At 49.6% G+C, this 19,459-nt stretch carries 18 protein-coding genes; 3 read left to right on the forward strand and 15 right to left on the reverse strand.

Annotation, left to right across the window (positions count from 1 at the left end; genetic code table 11):
* Window positions 1-115: 115 nt before the first annotated feature.
* Window positions 116-1,420 (forward strand): uracil permease, encoded by a 1,305-nt coding sequence (gene uraA / locus DP091_RS28505; RefSeq protein WP_113061429.1) that lies wholly within the window; start codon window positions 116-118, stop codon window positions 1,418-1,420.
* A gap of 104 nt (window positions 1,421-1,524) precedes the next feature.
* Here the strand turns inward: uraA and DP091_RS28510 are convergent, their stop codons facing one another.
* The 6 genes from DP091_RS28510 to DP091_RS28535 all read right to left on the reverse strand — a co-directional run bounded on the left by DP091_RS28510 (window position 1,525) and on the right by DP091_RS28535 (window position 8,177).
* Window positions 1,525-2,040 carry an adenine phosphoribosyltransferase gene (locus DP091_RS28510; protein WP_071222758.1) on the reverse strand — a complete coding sequence of 172 codons (516 nt, stop codon included), beginning with the start codon at window positions 2,038-2,040 and terminating at the stop codon, window positions 1,525-1,527.
* Between the two features lie 26 nt (window positions 2,041-2,066).
* Window positions 2,067-4,466, reverse strand: a complete 2,400-nt coding sequence (recJ, locus tag DP091_RS28515; protein WP_113061430.1) for a single-stranded-DNA-specific exonuclease RecJ — start codon at window positions 4,464-4,466, stop codon at window positions 2,067-2,069.
* Between the two features lie 61 nt (window positions 4,467-4,527).
* Window positions 4,528-5,493, reverse strand: a complete 966-nt coding sequence (locus tag DP091_RS28520; RefSeq protein ID WP_113061431.1) for a cation diffusion facilitator family transporter — start codon at window positions 5,491-5,493, stop codon at window positions 4,528-4,530.
* Window positions 5,494-5,630: 137 nt separating this feature from the next.
* Window positions 5,631-6,548, reverse strand: coding sequence for a protein translocase subunit SecF (secF, locus tag DP091_RS28525; protein ID WP_113061432.1), 918 nt, complete (start codon window positions 6,546-6,548; stop codon window positions 5,631-5,633).
* Complete coding sequence (gene secD / locus DP091_RS28530) at window positions 6,538-7,788, reverse strand: protein translocase subunit SecD (RefSeq protein ID WP_113061433.1); 1,251 nt, start codon at window positions 7,786-7,788, stop codon at window positions 6,538-6,540. The genes secF and secD overlap by 11 nt, the downstream gene beginning before the upstream one ends.
* A 131-nt stretch (window positions 7,789-7,919) precedes the next feature.
* Entirely contained in the window at window positions 7,920-8,177 is a 258-nt protein-coding gene (locus DP091_RS28535; RefSeq protein ID WP_006208841.1) for a post-transcriptional regulator, read from the reverse strand.
* Between the two features lie 188 nt (window positions 8,178-8,365).
* Here DP091_RS28535 and spoVB point away from each other — a divergent pair, with 188 nt between their 5' ends.
* A complete protein-coding gene (gene spoVB, locus DP091_RS28540; RefSeq protein ID WP_113061434.1) occupies window positions 8,366-9,967 on the forward strand; it encodes a stage V sporulation protein B in 1,602 nt (533 codons plus the stop codon).
* Here the strand turns inward: spoVB and DP091_RS28545 are convergent.
* Entirely contained in the window at window positions 9,964-10,746 is a 783-nt protein-coding gene (locus DP091_RS28545; protein ID WP_113061435.1) for a YetF domain-containing protein, read from the reverse strand. The genes spoVB and DP091_RS28545 overlap by 4 nt on opposite strands.
* Window positions 10,747-10,938: 192 nt before the next feature.
* On the opposite strand from DP091_RS28545, the gene DP091_RS28550 reads away from it, so the two are divergent.
* Complete coding sequence (locus DP091_RS28550; protein ID WP_113061436.1) at window positions 10,939-11,328, forward strand: TIGR04086 family membrane protein; 390 nt, start codon at window positions 10,939-10,941, stop codon at window positions 11,326-11,328.
* A gap of 142 nt (window positions 11,329-11,470) precedes the next feature.
* Here the strand turns inward: DP091_RS28550 and yajC are convergent, their stop codons facing one another.
* The 8 genes from yajC to DP091_RS28590 all read right to left on the reverse strand — a co-directional run bounded on the left by yajC (window position 11,471) and on the right by DP091_RS28590 (window position 19,259).
* Complete coding sequence (yajC, locus tag DP091_RS28555) at window positions 11,471-11,785, reverse strand: preprotein translocase subunit YajC (protein WP_113061437.1); 315 nt, start codon at window positions 11,783-11,785, stop codon at window positions 11,471-11,473.
* Between the two features lie 47 nt (window positions 11,786-11,832).
* On the reverse strand, window positions 11,833-12,972 hold the full coding sequence (gene tgt, locus DP091_RS28560; protein WP_113061438.1) for a tRNA guanosine(34) transglycosylase Tgt: 1,140 nt from the start codon (window positions 12,970-12,972) through the stop codon (window positions 11,833-11,835).
* Window positions 12,973-12,992: 20 nt separating this feature from the next.
* Window positions 12,993-14,024, reverse strand: coding sequence for a tRNA preQ1(34) S-adenosylmethionine ribosyltransferase-isomerase QueA (queA, locus tag DP091_RS28565; RefSeq protein ID WP_113061439.1), 1,032 nt, complete (start codon window positions 14,022-14,024; stop codon window positions 12,993-12,995).
* Between the two features lie 5 nt (window positions 14,025-14,029).
* Window positions 14,030-16,120 carry a SpoIID/LytB domain-containing protein gene (locus DP091_RS28570; RefSeq protein ID WP_113061440.1) on the reverse strand — a complete coding sequence of 697 codons (2,091 nt, stop codon included), beginning with the start codon at window positions 16,118-16,120 and terminating at the stop codon, window positions 14,030-14,032.
* A gap of 58 nt (window positions 16,121-16,178) precedes the next feature.
* Window positions 16,179-17,186 (reverse strand): Holliday junction branch migration DNA helicase RuvB, encoded by a 1,008-nt coding sequence (ruvB, locus tag DP091_RS28575; RefSeq protein WP_113061441.1) that lies wholly within the window; start codon window positions 17,184-17,186, stop codon window positions 16,179-16,181.
* Between the two features lie 29 nt (window positions 17,187-17,215).
* Window positions 17,216-17,833, reverse strand: coding sequence for a Holliday junction branch migration protein RuvA (gene ruvA / locus DP091_RS28580; protein ID WP_113061442.1), 618 nt, complete (start codon window positions 17,831-17,833; stop codon window positions 17,216-17,218).
* Entirely contained in the window at window positions 17,830-18,333 is a 504-nt protein-coding gene (gene ruvC, locus DP091_RS28585) for a crossover junction endodeoxyribonuclease RuvC (RefSeq protein WP_113061443.1), read from the reverse strand. Before ruvC ends, ruvA begins: the two co-directional genes overlap by 4 nt.
* A 212-nt stretch (window positions 18,334-18,545) precedes the next feature.
* A complete protein-coding gene (locus DP091_RS28590; RefSeq protein ID WP_113061444.1) occupies window positions 18,546-19,259 on the reverse strand; it encodes a BofC C-terminal domain-containing protein in 714 nt (237 codons plus the stop codon).
* Window positions 19,260-19,459 lie beyond the last annotated feature (200 nt).

Raw genomic sequence — 19,459 nt, forward strand, 5'->3', positions numbered from 1 at the left:
GATATTTTGACGAACTGTAAAATTTAGTGTTGAAAAAACGAACGATTGTATTTAATCTATTAAAGATCGTACGCGAACGGTCCTATATTTAAAGTCCTAAGAGGAGTGAAATGGTTTGCAACGAGAAATTCAAGTAGATGAGAAACTTCCGTTTGGCCCAGGTTTCCTTCTGAGCCTGCAGCATTTGTTCGCCATGTTCGGAAGTACGGTGCTTGTACCGAACCTATTCGGCGTGGATCCCGGCATGATCCTGCTGATGAACGGCATCGGCACGCTGCTCTACATTTTTTTATGTAAAGGGAAGATCCCGGCCTACCTCGGCTCCAGCTTCGCCTTTATCGCACCGGTTCTGGTCGTGCTCGCCAAAGATCCGGAAGCCAACTATAGCAAGGCACTGGGCGCCTTTATCGTAACAGGGATTATCTTCTGCCTGGTAGCTCTTATCGTTAAATATGCAGGAACCAAATGGATCGACTTTGTATTCCCGCCAGCGGTCATGGGTGCCATTATTGCCATGATCGGGCTTGAGCTTGTACCGGTTGCCGCTGGTATGGCCGGCTTCTTGCCAGAAGAGGGACAATCCATTGATCCTAAAATCATTACGATTTCACTCGTAACACTCGGCGTCACCGTACTCGGATCCATCCTGTTCCGCGGCTTCGCCAAAATCATTCACATCCTGATCGGAATTGTTGTCGGTTACGCTCTCTCCTTCGCTCTAGGCGTGGTAGACACCGAGAAAATCGCGAACGCGAAGTTCCTGTCGGCTCCGGAGCTGACAACCCCGGTATTCGATAACGGGGCGATCTGGTCCATCATACCGGTGGCAATCGTTGTGATCGTTGAGCACATCGGGCATTTGCTGGTAACAAGTAATATCGTGGGCAAAGACCTCTCCAAAGACCCTGGCCTGCACCGCTCCCTTCTCGGCAACGGTATATCCACCATCCTGTCAGGATTCGTAGGCTCCACACCAAATACCACCTATGGTGAAAATATCGGGGTCATGGCACTCACAAAGGTATACTCGGTATTCGTAATTGCCGGAGCAGCCATTATTGCGATTCTGCTCTCCTTCTCCGGAACGTTCTCCGCCGTTGTGGCGAACATTCCTACGCCTGTAATGGGCGGCGTATCTCTGTTGCTGTTCGGGGTTATCGCAGCTTCCGGCCTTCGGATCTTTGTTGAGCAAAAGGTCGATTTCTCTAAAGCAAGCAACATGATCCTGGCTACGCTGGTCCTGGTTACGGGGATTAGCGGCGTAACATTGAAGATTCCTAACACTGACATCGAGCTGAAGGGTATGGCCCTGGCTACCATCGTAGGTGTTCTCATGGCCCTCCTCTTCAAAGTCTTCGAGATTACCGGCCTCTCCAATGAAAAAAATGATGAGCCTCTCGTAGAAAAAACGCCGGATTGAAACGACAACTTGATTGCAAAATAGAAAAATGCCCTGAGCTGACAGCAGCTGTCAGCTCAGGGCATTTTATTATTTCCCGGGAAAATCGGGAAGAAAGTTGTCGATTACTCGTATTGCATCAATGTAAATACATCGATTCCATCCAGCTTCGAACGGCCATTGAGATCAGCCAGCTCGATCATGAAAGCAGCTCCAACAACGTTTCCGCCCAATTGACGGATGAGATTAACCGAAGTCGCAATCGTACCGCCTGTTGCAAGAAGATCATCCGCAATCAATACATTTTGACCCTTCTCGATGGCATCGGTATGCATCGCCAAGCGATCTTTACCATATTCAAGGTCATATCCCACTTCGATCGTTTCGTAGGGAAGCTTTCCGCTTTTGCGAATAGGCGCAAATCCTACGCCAAGCGCATAAGCCAGCGGAGCACCTACAACAAATCCACGGGCTTCGGGACCAGCTATCACATCAATTTTGAGATCGGATACCAAGACCTTCAATTCTTCGATGGCTTTACGATACACCTCACCATTCTTCAGCAGTGTAGTAATATCCTTGAAGCTGATCCCCGCCTGCGGAAAATCGGGAATGACACGAATATAATCTTTAAAATCCAAAATAATCTCCTCCTGTATAGTTGCGGTTAAGATACGCCTTTTGTGCGGGACATCATCCATTGGGTTAATTGTTCCGTACCGGCATGCAGCAGATGCTGCTCCATATCTGCCAGATCGCTCAGTTCACGAAAATGACGGGAAGCGTCCAGCGGTTTTTTCTCCGGCTTCGGTATAAAGGTAATCTGTCCCTGGACGCGCTCGATGAACGCCAATTCCTCAAACACATCCAGTACTTTGAACAGCATGCGTTCGGACAAGGACGTCTGCTTCTGCAGACGCGCTACAACCTCATTCTCCGACACGGGAGCGGACGTCATTCCGGCAAGTGAAACGTACAGCTTTTTAAACTGTTCGCGGTCCGGAATTTGCAGCCGTTCGCGCAGGTTCCGGGTCGGATGCAGCATGAATATATTGGGAACGGAATGGAAGGCTGACATGAATGCATCCAGTTGTTCAGCCGTCTCCGGTACATCCAGTACGAACAAAACGGAAATATCTTCTTGACTGTTCTCAGCAATATCATTATCCGGCATGATGCCAGCATTCCTATCATATACCCAAAGGCACATATCATACAATTGACTTTTTATTTCCGGGTGTGAATCTTTTGCGTACACTGCTGCCGAACGGACTGCCGGGCAGCGCAGATGCGGCTCCAGCTCCGCTCTCCACCTCTGAATTTCCTGTATCGGCTCCTTGATTCCGCGGTAGTCAAACACCTGCTGATAAGGGGCGCAGATATCCTGAATCATGAGCTGTGCTTTACGGCTCCCGTTCCATTCATTCACGGAAAGCTCGCCAAGCACGTCCACAACCGATCCCACCGGCAAAATATCGGCTAGATGTCCCCAGCCGAATGAGATTGCATCGATAACCTCCCGCTTTTGCTGCAAACGAAGCTTCAGATGTTTCCCCTCTTTGCCGATTTTTCGGACGTCCTTGATGACAACATCCCGAAAGACAATCTTCGGTACGGCATTGGCCATGCCAAACGGACCTAACTGTTCAATCTGTTCAATAACAGGTACCGATACCTCCGACAAGCTGGCCTCCAGGTCCGCTTCACAGATTGCAATCAGATGCTCTGCTTCGAGCGCTTCTTCCGCATAGCGATGAAGTCCCTGTTCAAATTCCTCCAAGCGGTCCCGATGGAGGCTCATGCCCGCTGCGGATGGATGACCCCCAAAATGGTCCATGACGTCTTTGCAGGAGTGCAGAGCCGCATAAATATCGAATCCCGGAATCGATCGGGCGGAACCTTTGCAGTTCCCCGTCTCCGGATCAATCCCGAGGATAACGACCGGCCTGTAGAATCGCTCCAGTATTTTGGAGGCCACGATGCCAACCACGCCAACATTCCAGCCTTCACCCGCCAATACGATTACAGAAGGAATCTCCTGTCCTCTCCAGCGGTTTTGAACCATGCCCAGCGCTTCCTGGACGATGTGTTCGACCACTTGCTGCCGATCCTTGTTCAGTCCATCCAATTCCCAGGCAAGCCGCTCGGCTTCTTCCCGGTGTTCTGTTGTAAGCAGCGTGACGGCACGGCCTGCATGATCCAGACGGCCACTGGCATTAATCCGTGGTGCCATGGAGAATGCCACGTTAACCGCTGTCACCTGCTCCACATGGATCCCTGATACCTCAAGCAGGCATCGAATGCCTTCATACCTCGTATTCCGCATCGATTCGATCCCGTGCTTCACAAGCACCCGATTCTCCCCCGTGAGCGGCATCAAGTCAGCAATGGTTCCGATAGAAACAATCTGAAGCCACTCCTCCGGCGGTTCTCCAACAAGTGCCTGGGCCAGCTTGTAAGCCACGCCTACGCCCGCCAGCCCCTTAAAGGGATAGGGACATGTAGGGATTTTCGGGTTGATCAGCGCATAAGCTTCTGGCAGCACCTCAGGCGGCTCATGATGGTCCGTAACAATCACGTCGATGCCAAGGCTGTTGGCATACGCAATCTGCTCGACTGCGCTGATCCCGGTATCGACGGTAATGACCAGACTGACCCCTTGTTGATGGGCCCAATCCAGCGCATGATTATGTAAGCCATAACCTTCATTGGATCGGTGAGGTATATAAATATCATAAGATGCACCCAAGTAACGCATCAGATGAATCATCAATGACGTGCTGGAAACACCGTCCGCATCATAATCGCCGTAAATTAGAATATGCTCCCGATCCTCCAGCGCTTTACGAATACGCGGAACAGCCTCCTGCATCCCTTGCATGAGATAAGGGTCATGCGTCAGCTCAAACGTTCCATATAGAAATCTCCGTCCATCCTCGGCTGATTGTATCCCTCGTGACGCCATGAGCGTAGCCACCATGGGTGGCAACGACAGGTTCTGGGCCAGCCTATCGGTGATCGATGACTCTGCCGAGCGTATTCTCCATTCATATTTGGAATACAGCACAGGGACTCACCTTCCTTTTCCTGCCTTTTTCCTGCTGTCTTCTACCTGTTACCTCCAGACGCTACTGCGGCAGTGTCGGCATATCGTTGTCCATCAAGTCATAGTTCGATTTATACGGATAACCCGGTTCATAGGGTACAACGTGAACCTTGGCATCCGTAACCTGAATAAAACGATGAGTTAACAGCTTCCGGATGCGTTCGGCAATTTCTTGAGCCTCCAACACGGACGTCCGGGGATTTACGGTAACTTTCACTTCAATGTTCACATGACGGATCTGCCCGTATTCCTGAACCTTCAGTTCCTCGATCGTGATCACGCCATGTACTCGCTGAATCGTGTCCATGAATTCGGCTTCGTGCTCATGCCGCTTCTCTTCCACGAGGGTACCATAAACGGAATGAACGATTAATTTATACCCCTTGCGGACCACGAGGCAAGCTACAATCAAAGCCGCAACCGAATCCATATAGAGCAGGGGTGTCCAATCGAAGTAGGAGCCCCCCATCGCTAGTGACACGCCGATCAATACCGTTAGCGAAGAGTACAAAGTAAATCGATGATCAGCGGACAGCATCTCGTACCTAGGGTCATTGTTTCTTTTTATCTGCCGGGATTGGTACTGAAACACGGCTTCATTCACCGCAAGTGATATGAAAACTGCAAGCAATGCCGATTCGGTCGGCGGCTCCAGGTCGCCTGATGCCATAGTTTGGATCGCGAATACCGCAATTTGAATACCGCCCATGATCAATAAAACGGCAAATAGGATCGAGATCACCGGCTCCGTTGTGCCCGAAACGTTCCGTTTGTCCCGAATTAAGTTTTTATTACCGAATATACCTAGGCTTGGCAACCGGTCCACCAATAAAGTCACGGCATTCGCGGCAGAATGCAGAGCATCTCCGATTAGAGCCTTACTGCCGGATAAATAACCGGCGACCCCTTTGCACAAAGCCAATGCAAAATCCGTTACAATGCCTGTCCAAAGGACAGTCTCCGTATGATTCAAACGTTCATTGCTCACTTGAGGCCCCCCTCAATGTCACTAGTGATCCTGTGCTTATCACGCTGTTAACTTTAGAAAGCCGCGTCGCCTGCGACGCGGCTTTCACTTGTATAGGATCCTCTGCTATCTAGACTGCTACGCCAACAGCATCTGAATTAGATTTCAATCTTGTCTTTGCTTGGCTTAGGCGAATTTGGTTTATTGCTGATATTGCGCCCTTTAAGGAGGAGCCACAACGGACTCGCGATAAAGATCGAAGAGTACGCGCCGAATGCCAAACCGATACAAATCGCCAGCGAGAACATCTGGATCGACTCACCGCCCAAGAGAAGCATGAAGAATGCAGCAATGAACACGGACAAGGCCGTATAGATCGAACGTCCGATCGTCTGGGACAAACTTTTGTTAACCAGATCCTTAAGATCCGAGGCTCTCTTAATCTTGGCAAACCTCAGGTTCTCCCTGATTCGGTCAAAGATGACGATGGTATCGTTAATCGAATAACCGATGATGGTCAAGACGGCGATGATAAATGTCAGGTCCACCTCAAGACCGAGGATAGAGAAAATACTGATAACCACGAATGCATCATGCAGAAGGGCTACGATTGCTGCAATCGCAAAGCGCCATTCAAAGCGGATGCTGACATAGATGATAATCCCGATACAGGAAAGCAGCACCGCATAGATTGCGTTCCGACCTAACTCATTAGCCATCTCGGGGTCAACCGTATTGATCTCGAATGTTGCCGTATTATCCAGCTTCTCAATGCCGGAACGCAGCTTCAGATCCTGGTCCTCGGTCAGCACCTCGCTGAATCGAATATTCACTCGATCATTACCAGGTGTAATACTCGCATCTTCTCCGATTCCTGCATCGTCTAATACGGTATTAATCTGCTCCGTAGTCAGCGGTTTGGAAAGGGAAATATCCACGTTCGAGCCGGATTGGAAATCAACTCCGTAGTTAAGACCGCGAGTCAGGAGGAAGACCAAGCCCAGAATCGTAATTGCAATGGATAATATATAGAAAAATCTGCTTTTGCCTACGAAATCAAAGTTCTTAAAGCTCACGAATGTCACGCTCCTTTACGCCATAATGGCTAGGTTTGCGGGCCCAACCAATATTCACAAGCAGATTGAGCAAGAAACGGGAGAAATAAACGTTCGTGGCAATACTCACGATGATCTCCAGAATCAATACAAGCGCAAAACCTTTGACCGCGCCGGTACCAAATCCGAACATAACAGCGGCAACGAGTATCGTCGTCAAATTGGAGTCCATAATAGCTCGCAGGGATGACTTACCGCCTGCTTTCACCGCAGATGGAACACTCTTGCCAGTTTTGATCTCTTCCCGAATGCGCTCATAGGTGATGATATTGGCATCAACCGCCATACCAATACCTAATATAAATGCCGCAATACCTGGAAGCGTCAGCGTAAAGTCAGCCCATACGAAAATAAGGATCAGAAGCCATGTATGCAAAATAAGTGCAAAGCTTGCCAGTAAACCCGGTACGCGATACCGGATAATCATGAACAGCAGAATCGCAACAGACGCGATAAGACCTGCTTGTACCGTTTTCGTAAGAGACTTCATACCAAGCGTAGCTCCTACGCTCTGAGAGTACTTCTCGACCAGTTTCAGCGGCAGGGCGCCGAGATTGATCGTATCCCGGATCTGCTTTGCTTCATCCAGCGAATAATTCCCCGTAATTTGTGCGGTACCGTCCGTTAATACGGCTCGCACCGTCGGAGCTGACAGCAATTGGTCGTCCATGAAGATAGCCAGCTCTTGACCGAGAAGTCGTTCTGTAATTTCAGCAAACTTCCCTTTGTCCTTCACTTTAATATCTATCATAGGCTGATTAAGCTGATCATAGGCAACCGATGCGCCGTTCTCGACGAAATCGTCGCCGCGGAGCTCAATTTTACAGAACTCCTCGCCTTCTTTACAGCCGTCATTGCTTCGGAATGTGAGGTTTGCGGGTTCTTTCATTGTTTTTCGAACTTCAGCCTCATCCGTTACGCCTGCCACCTTTAAGCGAATCCGGTTCGCCCCTTCAGGCGTAACCTCAGGCTCTGATGTTCCCATTGCATCCGCACGCTTTTGCAAACTCTTAGCGGTTTCCTGCAGTGCTTCTTTTGTGACTTGCTGCCCTTCCATCAAAGGCTCTGCTTCATAAAGGATTTCGAATCCACCCTTAAGATCCAAACCTAGACGGACGTCTTTCAGCAAGCCCGGAGTTGTAACGGCCATTAATACAGTGATCACGAGTACGGTTCCGACGAAACTGATAATTCTCTTCATGCCGTCCTTTGTTCCCCCTTTTTACTCAATATTCCTATTATAGCGATGTCATAAAACCCAGTCAATTTATCAAAATTTGTCGGGCTTATGAATGAACCCTTATATCCGCAAGGCAAAAGGGACCTCTTCGATTAATCGAAAGAAGATCCCTTATATGCTGATATTGTCATATAGTTCATTAACGCTGTCGCCTTCAAGGACAGAATGTCATTGACCAGTTTATGGAGGGAGGGAACGCCTTCCTTTTCATATTTGCTGCTGACACAGTTCCAAATATCGTCGCTGGTCACATACTCGTACCCAATCAAATGCATTTCCTCAACCTTGCTCAAGCATACCATTTCAATGGTGCTCATCAATTCTTCCTCGCTCATTTGCTCGAGTTCCATGCATATGGCCTCCTCACTGACTCCCTGTTGTCCCTAAGTTACATTCGACATGATACATTGCTTTCCTTCTATTCCTACCATGTCCTGAAAAAAAAGTAAAGGCATCAGATGGGACAGGTAGGGCATATCCATAAGAATAGCCATGTCGTGTCATCGTATTCAGTCTTAACCAGGGAGTGGGATGGACAGTGAACAAGCAATCATTTATTAAAGGAACGCTGATTTTACTTGCAGCCGGCATATTAAACCGCCTACTCGGTTTTATCCCCCGGATCGCCCTCCCCCGGATCATCGGACCCGAGGGTGTCGGAATTTACCAGCTCGGCTACCCCTTCTTCATCGTGCTCGTGACCATCATTACGGGCGGAATTCCGCTGGCCATTGCCAAAATGGTTGCCGAAGCGGAAGGCGCCGGGAAGCAGGATGCTTCCCAAAAAATTCTGCATGTCAGTTTAATGCTGACGCTTACAGCAGGAACCCTCTTTATGGGACTTAGTCTGCTCCTTGCCCCTTGGGTAACCGGCGTGCTTTTGCCGGACGAGCGTGTATACCAGACCTTTATCAGTATGACGCCCATGATGATCATCATTGCCGTTTCGTCAGTCTACCGCGGATACTTCCAGGGCAAACAGAATATGATTCCCTCCGCAAGCTCCTCCGTGATCGAAACCATTGTCCGCATTATATGCATGCTGTGGTTTGCACATCTCTTGATGCCCAAAGGCATTGCTTACGGCGCAGCGGGTGCCATGCTCGGAACAGCCGTAGGGGAATTGATTGGCATGATCGCGCTGCTGCTGCAATACTCCGGCGAGGGACGGCGAACGAGTAAACTTTTACCCAAGCCCCAAGAAGCGGTATCTGAAAAAAAAGCAGAAGAAGACTCCCCGTCGAATCAAGGTATCCTGAAACGTTTACTCGGCATTGCACTGCCTGTAACGGGGGGGAAGATGGTAGGGTCCTTCTCCTACCTGCTGGAGACGATTCTGACCAATCGCAGCTTGGCCATGGCAGGTATAGCGACATCCGTAGCCACAGCCCAGTACGGTGCGCTGCAAGGGATGATCATCCCGCTCCTGCTGCTGCCCGGTGCACTGACGGTTTCCCTTGCCATCTCTCTGGTACCTTCGCTTTCGGAGGCAGCTGCCCGTAATGACCGGTCTACGATCCACAAACGTATGAATCAATCCCTTCGGCTGGCGCTTGTCTCCGGAGCTCCGTTCGCCATCATTATGTTTGTCCTGGCTGAGCCCTTATGTCTGCTCCTGTACAACAACGCGGAGATTAGCGATATGCTCAAAATCATGGCGCCGTTCGCCTTATTCCTGTATGTGCAGTCCCCGCTTCAAGCTGCCTTGCAAGCACTGGACCGTCCGGGTAGGGCATTACTTAATACGTTATTCGGGGCGATCATCAAAATGAGCCTCATCGTGTATTTGGCATCCAATCCCGCCTTTGGCATAAAAGGAGCCGTCATTGCCATTATCGTAAACAGCATTGCCGTTACATTGCTCCACGGTTTCAGCCTATCGAGACTGATCGGCTTTCGATTCCGTCTGCTGGATTATGTCAAAATCGGGGCAGTGATGATCATTATGGGTGCCTGCGTTCTCTATGGGTACAAACATCTTCCGTTCTCGACCGCGCCATGGTTGCAATTTTGGACCTCCATCGCAGCTGGTATCCTGGTTTATTCCATCATGATTTTTATGACCAAGCTGGTAACACCGCGAGATATGGAGCGAGTGCCTGTCATCGGTTCCTGGTTCAATAAATTCAGCCGCCGTTAGATCCTGTCTTTACGGTCAATGTAAATCCGGCCTTTATGGTCAATGGAGCATAGAAAAATATCCTTAAAATCCTTCGCACCGTAATGCTGTATTTCGTTCTTAAGCCAGAACCGCGTTTTTTGGATCAGTTCAAGGTTCTCGTCCTGCACCTTTCCATCCAATATAAGAGGTATGGGCAGTCCTTCATACGTAATTTTATCGTAAGGAATATCTACGACTGTAGGGTTTTCTTTTTCGGATGGAGATGAAGTGGATGAAGAGTTGGTGACGCCTGAGGTGTTGGATGAACTTGAAGAGCTATTCGAACTGCCGTTGGAGCTGCTGCCCGTATCCTTCGGAATCACGGTAAGCTGGCCGGATGTTTCGAGTATCGCAAATTCCACGTCCGCGAGACTGTCAATATCTTTGCCCCTCAGCTGCTGCATCAGATCATCCAAATTATAGCGAAGCCTTGCCATCTCTTTGCGATGGAGTCTGCCCCGGGACACCAACACGCTCGGCTTTCCGTCAGCAAACAGCCTTATTTTCCGATTTTTCAGACCGATATATGCAAGTCCTACTTGAATGGCAACCAAAACTACGATAGGAGCTAGTCCCTCCCATATCGGTTTTTTGATATCTTCAAGAACAAAAACGGCGATCTCTGCAATCATGATGGATATGACCAAATCGAAGATGGATAGCTTTCCAATTTCCCGTTTGCCCATGATTCTCATGGTGATAAAGATGACCACGTACATCAGAATGGTCCGCAGAATCAGAATAGTCATATGAGACATAATCAATCCCTCCTAGCTTGTCGAACATTCTCATGTACAGCTATTCTGACCTGCTAGCGCTGTTCCCATTCGATTACAAGCAATTAATTAATGGAAATCATGTTAAACCGGCAGCAAAATGTTCAGTTTGTACTATATGTACAGGCTTGGCCATACAATTTAATAATCAAGATTAGTTAAGGGGGATGATTCATGGAACCGATCCGGCGAGCCTTCACTTTCAGGATCACCAATCCGATTCTTTCAGGACTGTTGTATTCTTTTTTCTGGATGTTTCTTGGCGCGTTGGCGTTATCCCTGCTTCTATGGGGCAGCGGGCTGGCCGAAGATGATTTATCGTTCTACACGTTTCTTGTACATGCCGTCTCCGCCTTTATCGGAGGTTGTGTGAGCGGCAAGCGCGCAGGAAACAAAGGTTGGTATTACGGCTGCCTGACAGGACTGGTATATGGCATTACGCTGCTCGTCATTGGCTTTCTTGCTTTGGATAGTTCCTTATCTCTCGGAGATTTGACGCTGATTGCTACAGTATTTGCTGGCGGCGCCATCGGGGGGATGTTTGGGGTCAATTTGAAAAAATAACGCTGGCTCAAATGCTCTCTCCATGACTTAATGGACTTCTGCCCTCCCATTCTTCACGCTCATATAAAACAAAGGACCGGCTCCCATGAGGGAGTCGGTCCTTTGTTTGAACGATTATATTCCATATGTATGCGACACGTCATTATGCATCCGCATTCACACTATGGCTTATCGAGTTGCGGTCGAAGGTTAACTTCGTTACATCGTTCACTTTCAAGACCACAATGTCGTCGGTAATCTCCACAATCGTGCCGTGAAGACCTCCGATCGTTACCACTTTGTCGCCCTTGGACAAGGCGCTAAGCATGGCATTTCTGGTCTTCTGTTTTTTCTGCTGTGGACGAATAAGCAGAAAATAAAAGATGACAAACATCAGCACGAACGGCAAAATCAATCCCAAAATGCCTCCGCCGCCTTGGGTCTGTCCTGCTGCGAGATCAAATGTAGTTCCAAACATTTCTTTCCCCCCTTTCACAAACTTATCATGATGGCCAAAATCTTGCTTTAGAACCCTTTTTCATTATCATGTAGGCCGTACTTATCAAAAAACTCATCGCGGAAATCAAGCAGACGATCTTCCATAATACTCTGACGCACGTTACGCATCAAATTAATCAAGAAATGCAGGTTATGATACGTCGTCAATCTTAATCCAAACGTTTCATCACTCTTAATCAGATGACGCAGATAAGCACGCGAGTAGTTACGGCAAGTGTAGCAGTCGCATTCCGGATCCAGCGGTCCGTAATCCCTGGCATATTGAGCATTTCGAACGACAAGACGGCCTTGACTTGTCATCGTTGTCCCGTTGCGAGCGATCCGCGTCGGAAGCACGCAATCGAACATATCCACACCACGAATCGAGCCCTCAATCAACGCATCGGGTGATCCGACTCCCATCAAATAGCGAGGCTTATTGTTCGGCAGCAGGGGCACCGTGTAATCCAGCACTTCATACATAAGCTGCTTCGATTCTCCCACACTAAGTCCACCAATAGCATAACCCGGGAAATCCATGGAAGTCAAATCATAGGCGCTCTGACGGCGCAGATCCTCATGCATGCCTCCCTGGACGATAGCGAACAGGGCTTGGTCTTGCGGTCTGGCATGACTCTTCAGGCAGCGTTCAGCCCAGCGAGAGGTCCGCTCGGTAGATTGTTTAACGTACTCATACTCCGCAGGATAAGGGGGGCATTCATCAAAAGCCATCATAATATCAGATCCGAGTGCGTTCTGGATCTCCATCGCAACTTCCGGGGAGATAAACAGTTTATCTCCGTTCAAGTGAGAACGGAAATGTACGCCTTCTTCCGATATTTTTCTCATTTCTGCCAAGCTGAATACCTGGAAGCCGCCGCTATCGGTCAGGATCGGACGGTCCCAGTTCATGAATTTGTGCAGTCCGCCCGCTTCTTTCACAATATCATGTCCAGGACGCAGGAAGAGGTGATAGGTGTTGCTCAAAATAATATGGGCATCCATGGCTTTCAACTCTTCCGGACTCATGGTTTTTACGGTTGCCAAGGTTCCGACAGGCATGAATGTCGGCGTATCGATCACCCCGTGCGGGGTGTGCACTCTGCCGAGCCTGGCGCCTGATTGTTTGCACGTTTTAATATGTTCATAAGTAACAGCTGCTGCCATTGTGATAACCAACCTCCGAATTAATAGATAAACATCGCGTCACCAAAGCTGAAGAACCGGTATTCCTTCTCAACAGCCTCCTTGTACGCTTTCATAATGTGTTCGCGACCGGCCAGCGCACTGACCAGCATAACCAACGTGGATTTCGGCAGATGAAAATTCGTGATCAGCGCATCCACGACGGTAAAAGCATAACCGGGATATATGAAAATGCTCGTCCAGCCGCTGCTTTCGCGCAGAGGCTCGCCGTTCAACTCCGATCCAACCGTCTCCAGCGTTCTGCAAGAGGTGGTTCCCACAGCGATAATCCGTCCGCCTCGCCGCTTCGTCTCATTCAGAAGCTCAGCGGTTTCCTGGGAGAGGGAATAGTACTCTTCATGCATGACATGATCCTCGACCTGATCCACGGACATCGGACGAAATGTCCCCAGCCCCACGTGCAGGGTGATGAAGGCGATGTCCACCCCTTTGGCCTGGATCTGTTCCAGGAGAGCTTCCGTGAAGTGCAGGCCAGCCGTCGGTGCGGCTGCAGATCCTTCATGCTTCGCATACACGGTCTGATAACGATCGCGGTCATCCAGCTTTTCCTTAATATATGGCGGGAGTGGCATTTGCCCCAGTTCATCGAGGATTTCTTGGAATATCCCCTTATACGAAAAGGATAAGGTGCGGGCACCCATCTCCCCTTCTTCCTCGATGACTGCTTTTAATTTTCCGTCGCCAAAGGAAATGACGTTTCCCTTTTTCAGCTTCTTTCCAGGTTTTACAAGTGCCTCCCACCGGTCTTGGCCCATATTTTTCAGCAGAAGGACCTCTGCCTTCGCACCGGTGTCTTCCTTTGCACCGAATAATCGGGCCGGGATGACCTTGGTATCGTTTAATACAAGCGTATCTCCCGGATTCAGGTCGTCTATGATGTCCGCAAACGTTTGATGGCGTATATCTCCGTTCTGTTTATCCAGCGTGAGGAGCCTGGAAGAACTTCGATCCAGCAGCGGTGTCTGCGCAATTAAATGTTCGGGTAATTCAAAATCATACAAATCCACATTCATGTCGGTCAGTCCTTCGTAATAGTCGTGTTGCGGTAATAGTGTTGGAGTATCTGCTTGTAATCATACCCTTCGTCTGCCATTCCCTTGGCACCCCATTGGGACATGCCCAGTCCATGACCAAAGCCTTTACCGGTAAATTTAAAGCCGGAAGAGCTTTCAATCACGCGTGCTTTCCCCGTTCCATTCATCACAACGGTACCGGAACCTTTGACATTTCCGTTGCCGCTCCCTGAGATGACGGGCACCGTTTGGCCGCTTGAAACCGTTGATACTGCACCATTCGCGCTCAATACAGTATAACTTCCGGTTGATTCAATATCAAACAATGTGCTAGGCAGACCGTTAAAAGCCGAGCGGAACATATCCGGATATTTTACGTCCAGCACTTGGCCGTTGGCTTTAACCGCAAGGGCACGTCCCGACGGGCCTCGCTCCGTTACATCCAGCGAAGTAATGGAAGCAGGCAGGCTATTGGAGGTTTTTCCTTTTAGAGAGGCGAGCAATTGATCTGAAGTATAGGGACCGCGGACCCAGTCATAGCTGTTGGATTCAGCCACTTTCTCTAGGACGACGGCCGTTTCGCCCGGATTCATCTTGCCTACAGGCTCAACGCTCGATTGGATCAATGGGAGTGGGCGTACGTTCGTATCCTTGGCGGTAACCGTCATATACAGGAGTCCTGCCGAGGTTTTGTTTCCGGTTTCCTTCACATTGTCCTCACGTACATAGCCTGTAACACCACTTGGAAGAAGTACATGATACCAGGATTTAAGCGCTGCCTGGGATGAGGAATCTCCAGGGCTTTCCACCGCAGCAAACAGATCGTTACGGTTACCCCACACCTCGCTGGAATCTGCCGTCATTCCTCCGCTATTGGAAGAAAAGACGGTTTCCACAATTTTGCCGTCCTTCATGACCACTTCGCCGTCGGTTGCATCCACTGCTTGAATAATGCTCGGATACTCATAGGCGGTTCCGTAATAAGCCTGGCTTAACGTTGTATCCACGACATGAGCTACTTCGAACTTATTACCTTGGAAGAGCGCATAGCTGCGCGCTGCCACAGCCTGTGCTTTCAGTGCTTCAGCCCCCCAGGTAGACGGCACCTCGGCTCCAACGACGGAATACAGGTACTGCTGGAACGGCAGCTCATTGACAAGATACAATTGACCGTTCTTTTGTCCGATTTCCAAAGCGCCTCGATACGAACGATCCGATCGTTCCTTTACATTCGTCCCGGCGCCTGAAGTCCCTTCTAGCCGCAGAACGGACTGAGCACCCGACAACATATAATGCTGTGTCTCTTGAGGAGACGCCAGGTTGAGGCCTACATCTCGTCTCATAATCAGACCCGAAGCCGACGCATTCTGTTCAACGAGGGAGCCGGATATTTTAGAAGCCTCCTGTTTGACTGCAGCCAGATCGGCTGTATTGGCTGCCTCGCCGACCCACACCTCATAAACGGATGCACCTCCGCTGGGCACCAGAACGTTAAAAGCATCCATGCCGGCATCTGCATACGTCTTACGCACAGACTCGGCTTCTGCCTCCGATCCGTACGATCCTGCTGACAGATGCAGCCCGCCTTTAACCGAAGGCGTTTGACCACTCAGATGAGCAGCTGCCGTCTTCGCAGTACGCGCAGCCCCGTCCAAGGCCGCTTTCTCTGTTTCGTACATACCGGCATATAGTTTATATACATTGCCGTCCGCAAACAGCAATGGTTTGTCATTCGTCGCTTGCAGTTTTTTTGCTGCTTCCGAAGCCGTTTTCCAATCCGTGGTCTCAAGCACCTTGACGCGGTATGTATCCACACTCATTCGGACCTGCTGGTTTGCTGGGATGTTCATCAAAGCCTGCTGTGCACCGGATGCAAGCAGCGATGCCGTCAGAGCCTCAGCGGATTTCAGTGTTACGGCATTGGTTGTTGATTTATACTGGCTTCCCAGATCCAGGAACATCGCAACACGAATCGTATCTAATGAAGGAGCGGCCGCATGTACCGCAGGCGCGCTCCATAAGGTTCCGGCAACAGCCAGTGACAAAAATCCTTTGGTGGTCCAACCGAATAATGATTTCGTCCAGTTCCTATCCATTTGCGTAATTCCTCCTCTAGCTATTAGGATTTGGTATGAAATGTAATGATTAAATTATCTAACGACGATCCTCAGGGAAGGGAATGCCTAAATGTTGATAAGCTGTGGGCGTTACAACTCGTCCCCGGGGTGTACGCTGCAAGAAACCGATCTGTAGGAGATACGGTTCATAAACATCTTCAATGGTTTGGCTTTCTTCTCCAATGGTTGCCGCAATGGTATCCAGACCTACCGGTCCTCCGCGGAAGCTTTTGATCATGGCATTCAACATTTTATGATCAATAAAGTCGAGACCCATCGGATCGATCTGCAGCATCTTCAACGCTTCCTGAGCGATGCCAGGCGTTATCATGCCATCTCCTCGGACCTGGGCATAATCACGCACCCTTTTCAAGAGTCGATTGGCTATGCGTGGCGTCCCCCGCGATCTCAGGGCAATCTCTTCCGCTGCCTCTCCTAATATCTCGATCCCCAAAAGATCGGCATTACGCGACACAATGTAACTCAACTCGTCGACCGTATAGAATTCCAGACGGCTTACCACGCCAAAACGGTCCCTTAACGGCGCAGAGAGCAATCCAGCCCGGGTGGTGGCACCAATTAAGGTGAACGGTGGCAGATCCAGGCGAACCGAGCGTGCGCTTGGCCCCTTGCCAATCATAATATCCAGCGCAAAATCCTCCATGGCCGGATACATCACTTCCTCTACCGTCCTGTGCAGGCGATGGATCTCATCAATAAACAGGACATCTCCTTCCTGCAAATTGGTGAGAAGCGCAGCGAGATCTCCCGGACGCTCAATGGCCGGACCGGAAGTCGTACGGAGATTAACGCCAAGCTCATTGGCGATAATATTCGCCAGCGTCGTTTTTCCGAGTCCCGGTGGACCGTACAGCAACACATGGTCAAGCGCTTCGTTACGCATTTTTGCGGCTTCGATATATACCTTGAGATTTTCCTTAACTTGATTCTGCCCTATATATTCAGCCAAATAGCGTGGACGCAGACTAAGCTCGACAGCCTGCTCGTCCATCATCAGATTGGCGGAAATAATTCGATCATCCATCTATTAAACTCCTCTCCTGCAGCGATCCTCTAGCCGGCGTACAGCTGCTGCAGTGCCCGTTTCATCAGCACATCGACGGATTCACCGCTTGCGGCAGAATCCTTAATCTTAAGCCAGACCTTGTCCAGCTCGCTATCCGTATATCCAAGAGCCTTAAGTCCCTCGCGTGCCTCAGACCACGCCGAGCCGTCAGCTTCCGGTTCAGGCTCCTGAATGGCAAACAGACCGGTCATCATGCTCGCATTACCGAATCCCTCGAGCTTGTCCTTCAGGTCCAGGATCATGCGCTGCGCTGTTTTCTTACCGATCCCCGGGAGCTTGATCAAGAAGGATACATTCTCTTGGTAGATCGCGGAAACCACATGATCCGGAGATCCCCCGCCCAATATGCCGAGCGCCACACGCGGGCCGATTCCCGAGACTTCGATCAGTTTACGGAACAGCTTCTGTTCCTCCCGCGTCGGAAAACCAAACAGCAGGATGGCATCCTCACGGACATGATGATGGGTAAACACCGTGATCGTTCCTTCGGTTTTGGCAAAGGCATACGGATTCGGACAGAACACCTGATACCCTACCCCTTGAACATCCAATACAATATATTCACTCTCTAAGTGGACAACTTGTCCGCGTAAAAAATCGATCATTTTCGCAATACCTCATTTAACTTGGAATTCAGTGTATAGGAATGAGCGTGACAGATCGCTACAGCCAGTGCATCCGCCACATCGTCAGGTTTGGGAATGCTCTGCAGCTTCAGGAACATCCTGACCATCTCCTGTACCTGTTTCTTCTCGGCCTTACCATAGCCGACAATGGCCTGCTTCACCTGCATCGGTGTATATTCTGCTATCGGAAGCCCGCGCTGGACCGCAGCCAGGATAAGAACCCCTCTGGCCTGGGATACGGACATCGCCGTGGTTACATTCCGGTTAAAAAACAATTTCTCGAAAGCAACGGCCTCAGGCTCATATTTATCAATAAGCTGCGTCATGCCCTCGTACACGTGGTGCAGCCTCTCCTCATCCGGTGTATGGGCTTCCGTCTGGATACAGCCATACTGTACCGGTGTGACTTTACTTCCAACCTTATCTACAAACCCGAAACCTACAATCGCAATCCCGGGGTCGATCCCTAAAATGCGCAAAACAATCTCTCCTCTGATGAAGCGAACATATGTATCGTTCTCCCATTATAACAAAAGATCGGCCTCTGTTGAGGAAAAACTTTGATCCATTAAGCACCGGTTACGTATCCTGTATGTTGAGACCGCTGACATACCCGTCCAACGCAAAAAACTGCCCGGGAAATTTCCGGGCAGCAGCATTTTCGGTCACCAAGCGTCAAGGCCGAAAGGATCTATGGGGTCGGGTTCATGACATTTTCAGCCATGTCCCGTGCATAGTCGCTAAAGGTTGACAGAACACTGTTATACTCTTCCATATCTTGAATTCGAATACCTTCCTCAAGCTGCTGAATCACATCTTTAGGCAAAGACGACTCCATTGAACCGACATCCAGCTGAAAAAAGGTCCGCATCACTTTCTCTTCCTCCGGTGGTCCATCAAACAAGGTTAAGTTTCCGTTGGAATCAATGCTCATATAGGCTTGCCGCTTACAGGTGGGTGAAAGGTCGGATACGGTTTGCTCCAGCCAGACTTCGCCTTTGTTATCCAATCGTCCCTGCCATAAAGGATTCTTATTCATCAGTTCATAAATACCGTCCGCCGTAAGCTTTCCCATATCCTGCTCTTCGATGCCACATACATAGGTGATCCGAACATGAACATGCTTCTTTCCCTTCGAGGTATTCAGCTTTTGCATAAATTCCCTCTGATCCTGCCGGCGTTCTTCCAACTTATCATCTTCGATCTGCAAGTAATGCATCGTTTCTACGGCCAGTGGCGTTTCGTCAGATGCCGCAGTGAGCAGCTTATTCATCTGATCCTTTATATTCTGGCCGGACCATATCATGATACCTGCGACCATCAGGATCGCACAGGACCATATCGCGCGTCTCCAGCGTCTCCAGCGTTTCCTGAACAGCTTCTTAAAGAAATGAAAAACACTCAAGGTTATCCCCTTCTATTCAATGTTTTTCATATTGTGACCGGGAAGCTGCCAAATTATTCAGTTCCGCTTTGCCATCAGCCTTATTTTCAACCTATAACAAAGAAAGACCGCCTTCAGTTACACTGAAAGCAGTCTTTCGATTCGAATCGGGATGACACGATTTGAACATGCGACCCCCTGGTCCCAAACCAGGTGCTCTA

This window comes from Paenibacillus sp. MDMC362 (assembly GCF_003269305.1).
Taxonomy (GTDB): domain Bacteria; phylum Bacillota; class Bacilli; order Paenibacillales; family Paenibacillaceae; genus Paenibacillus_AQ.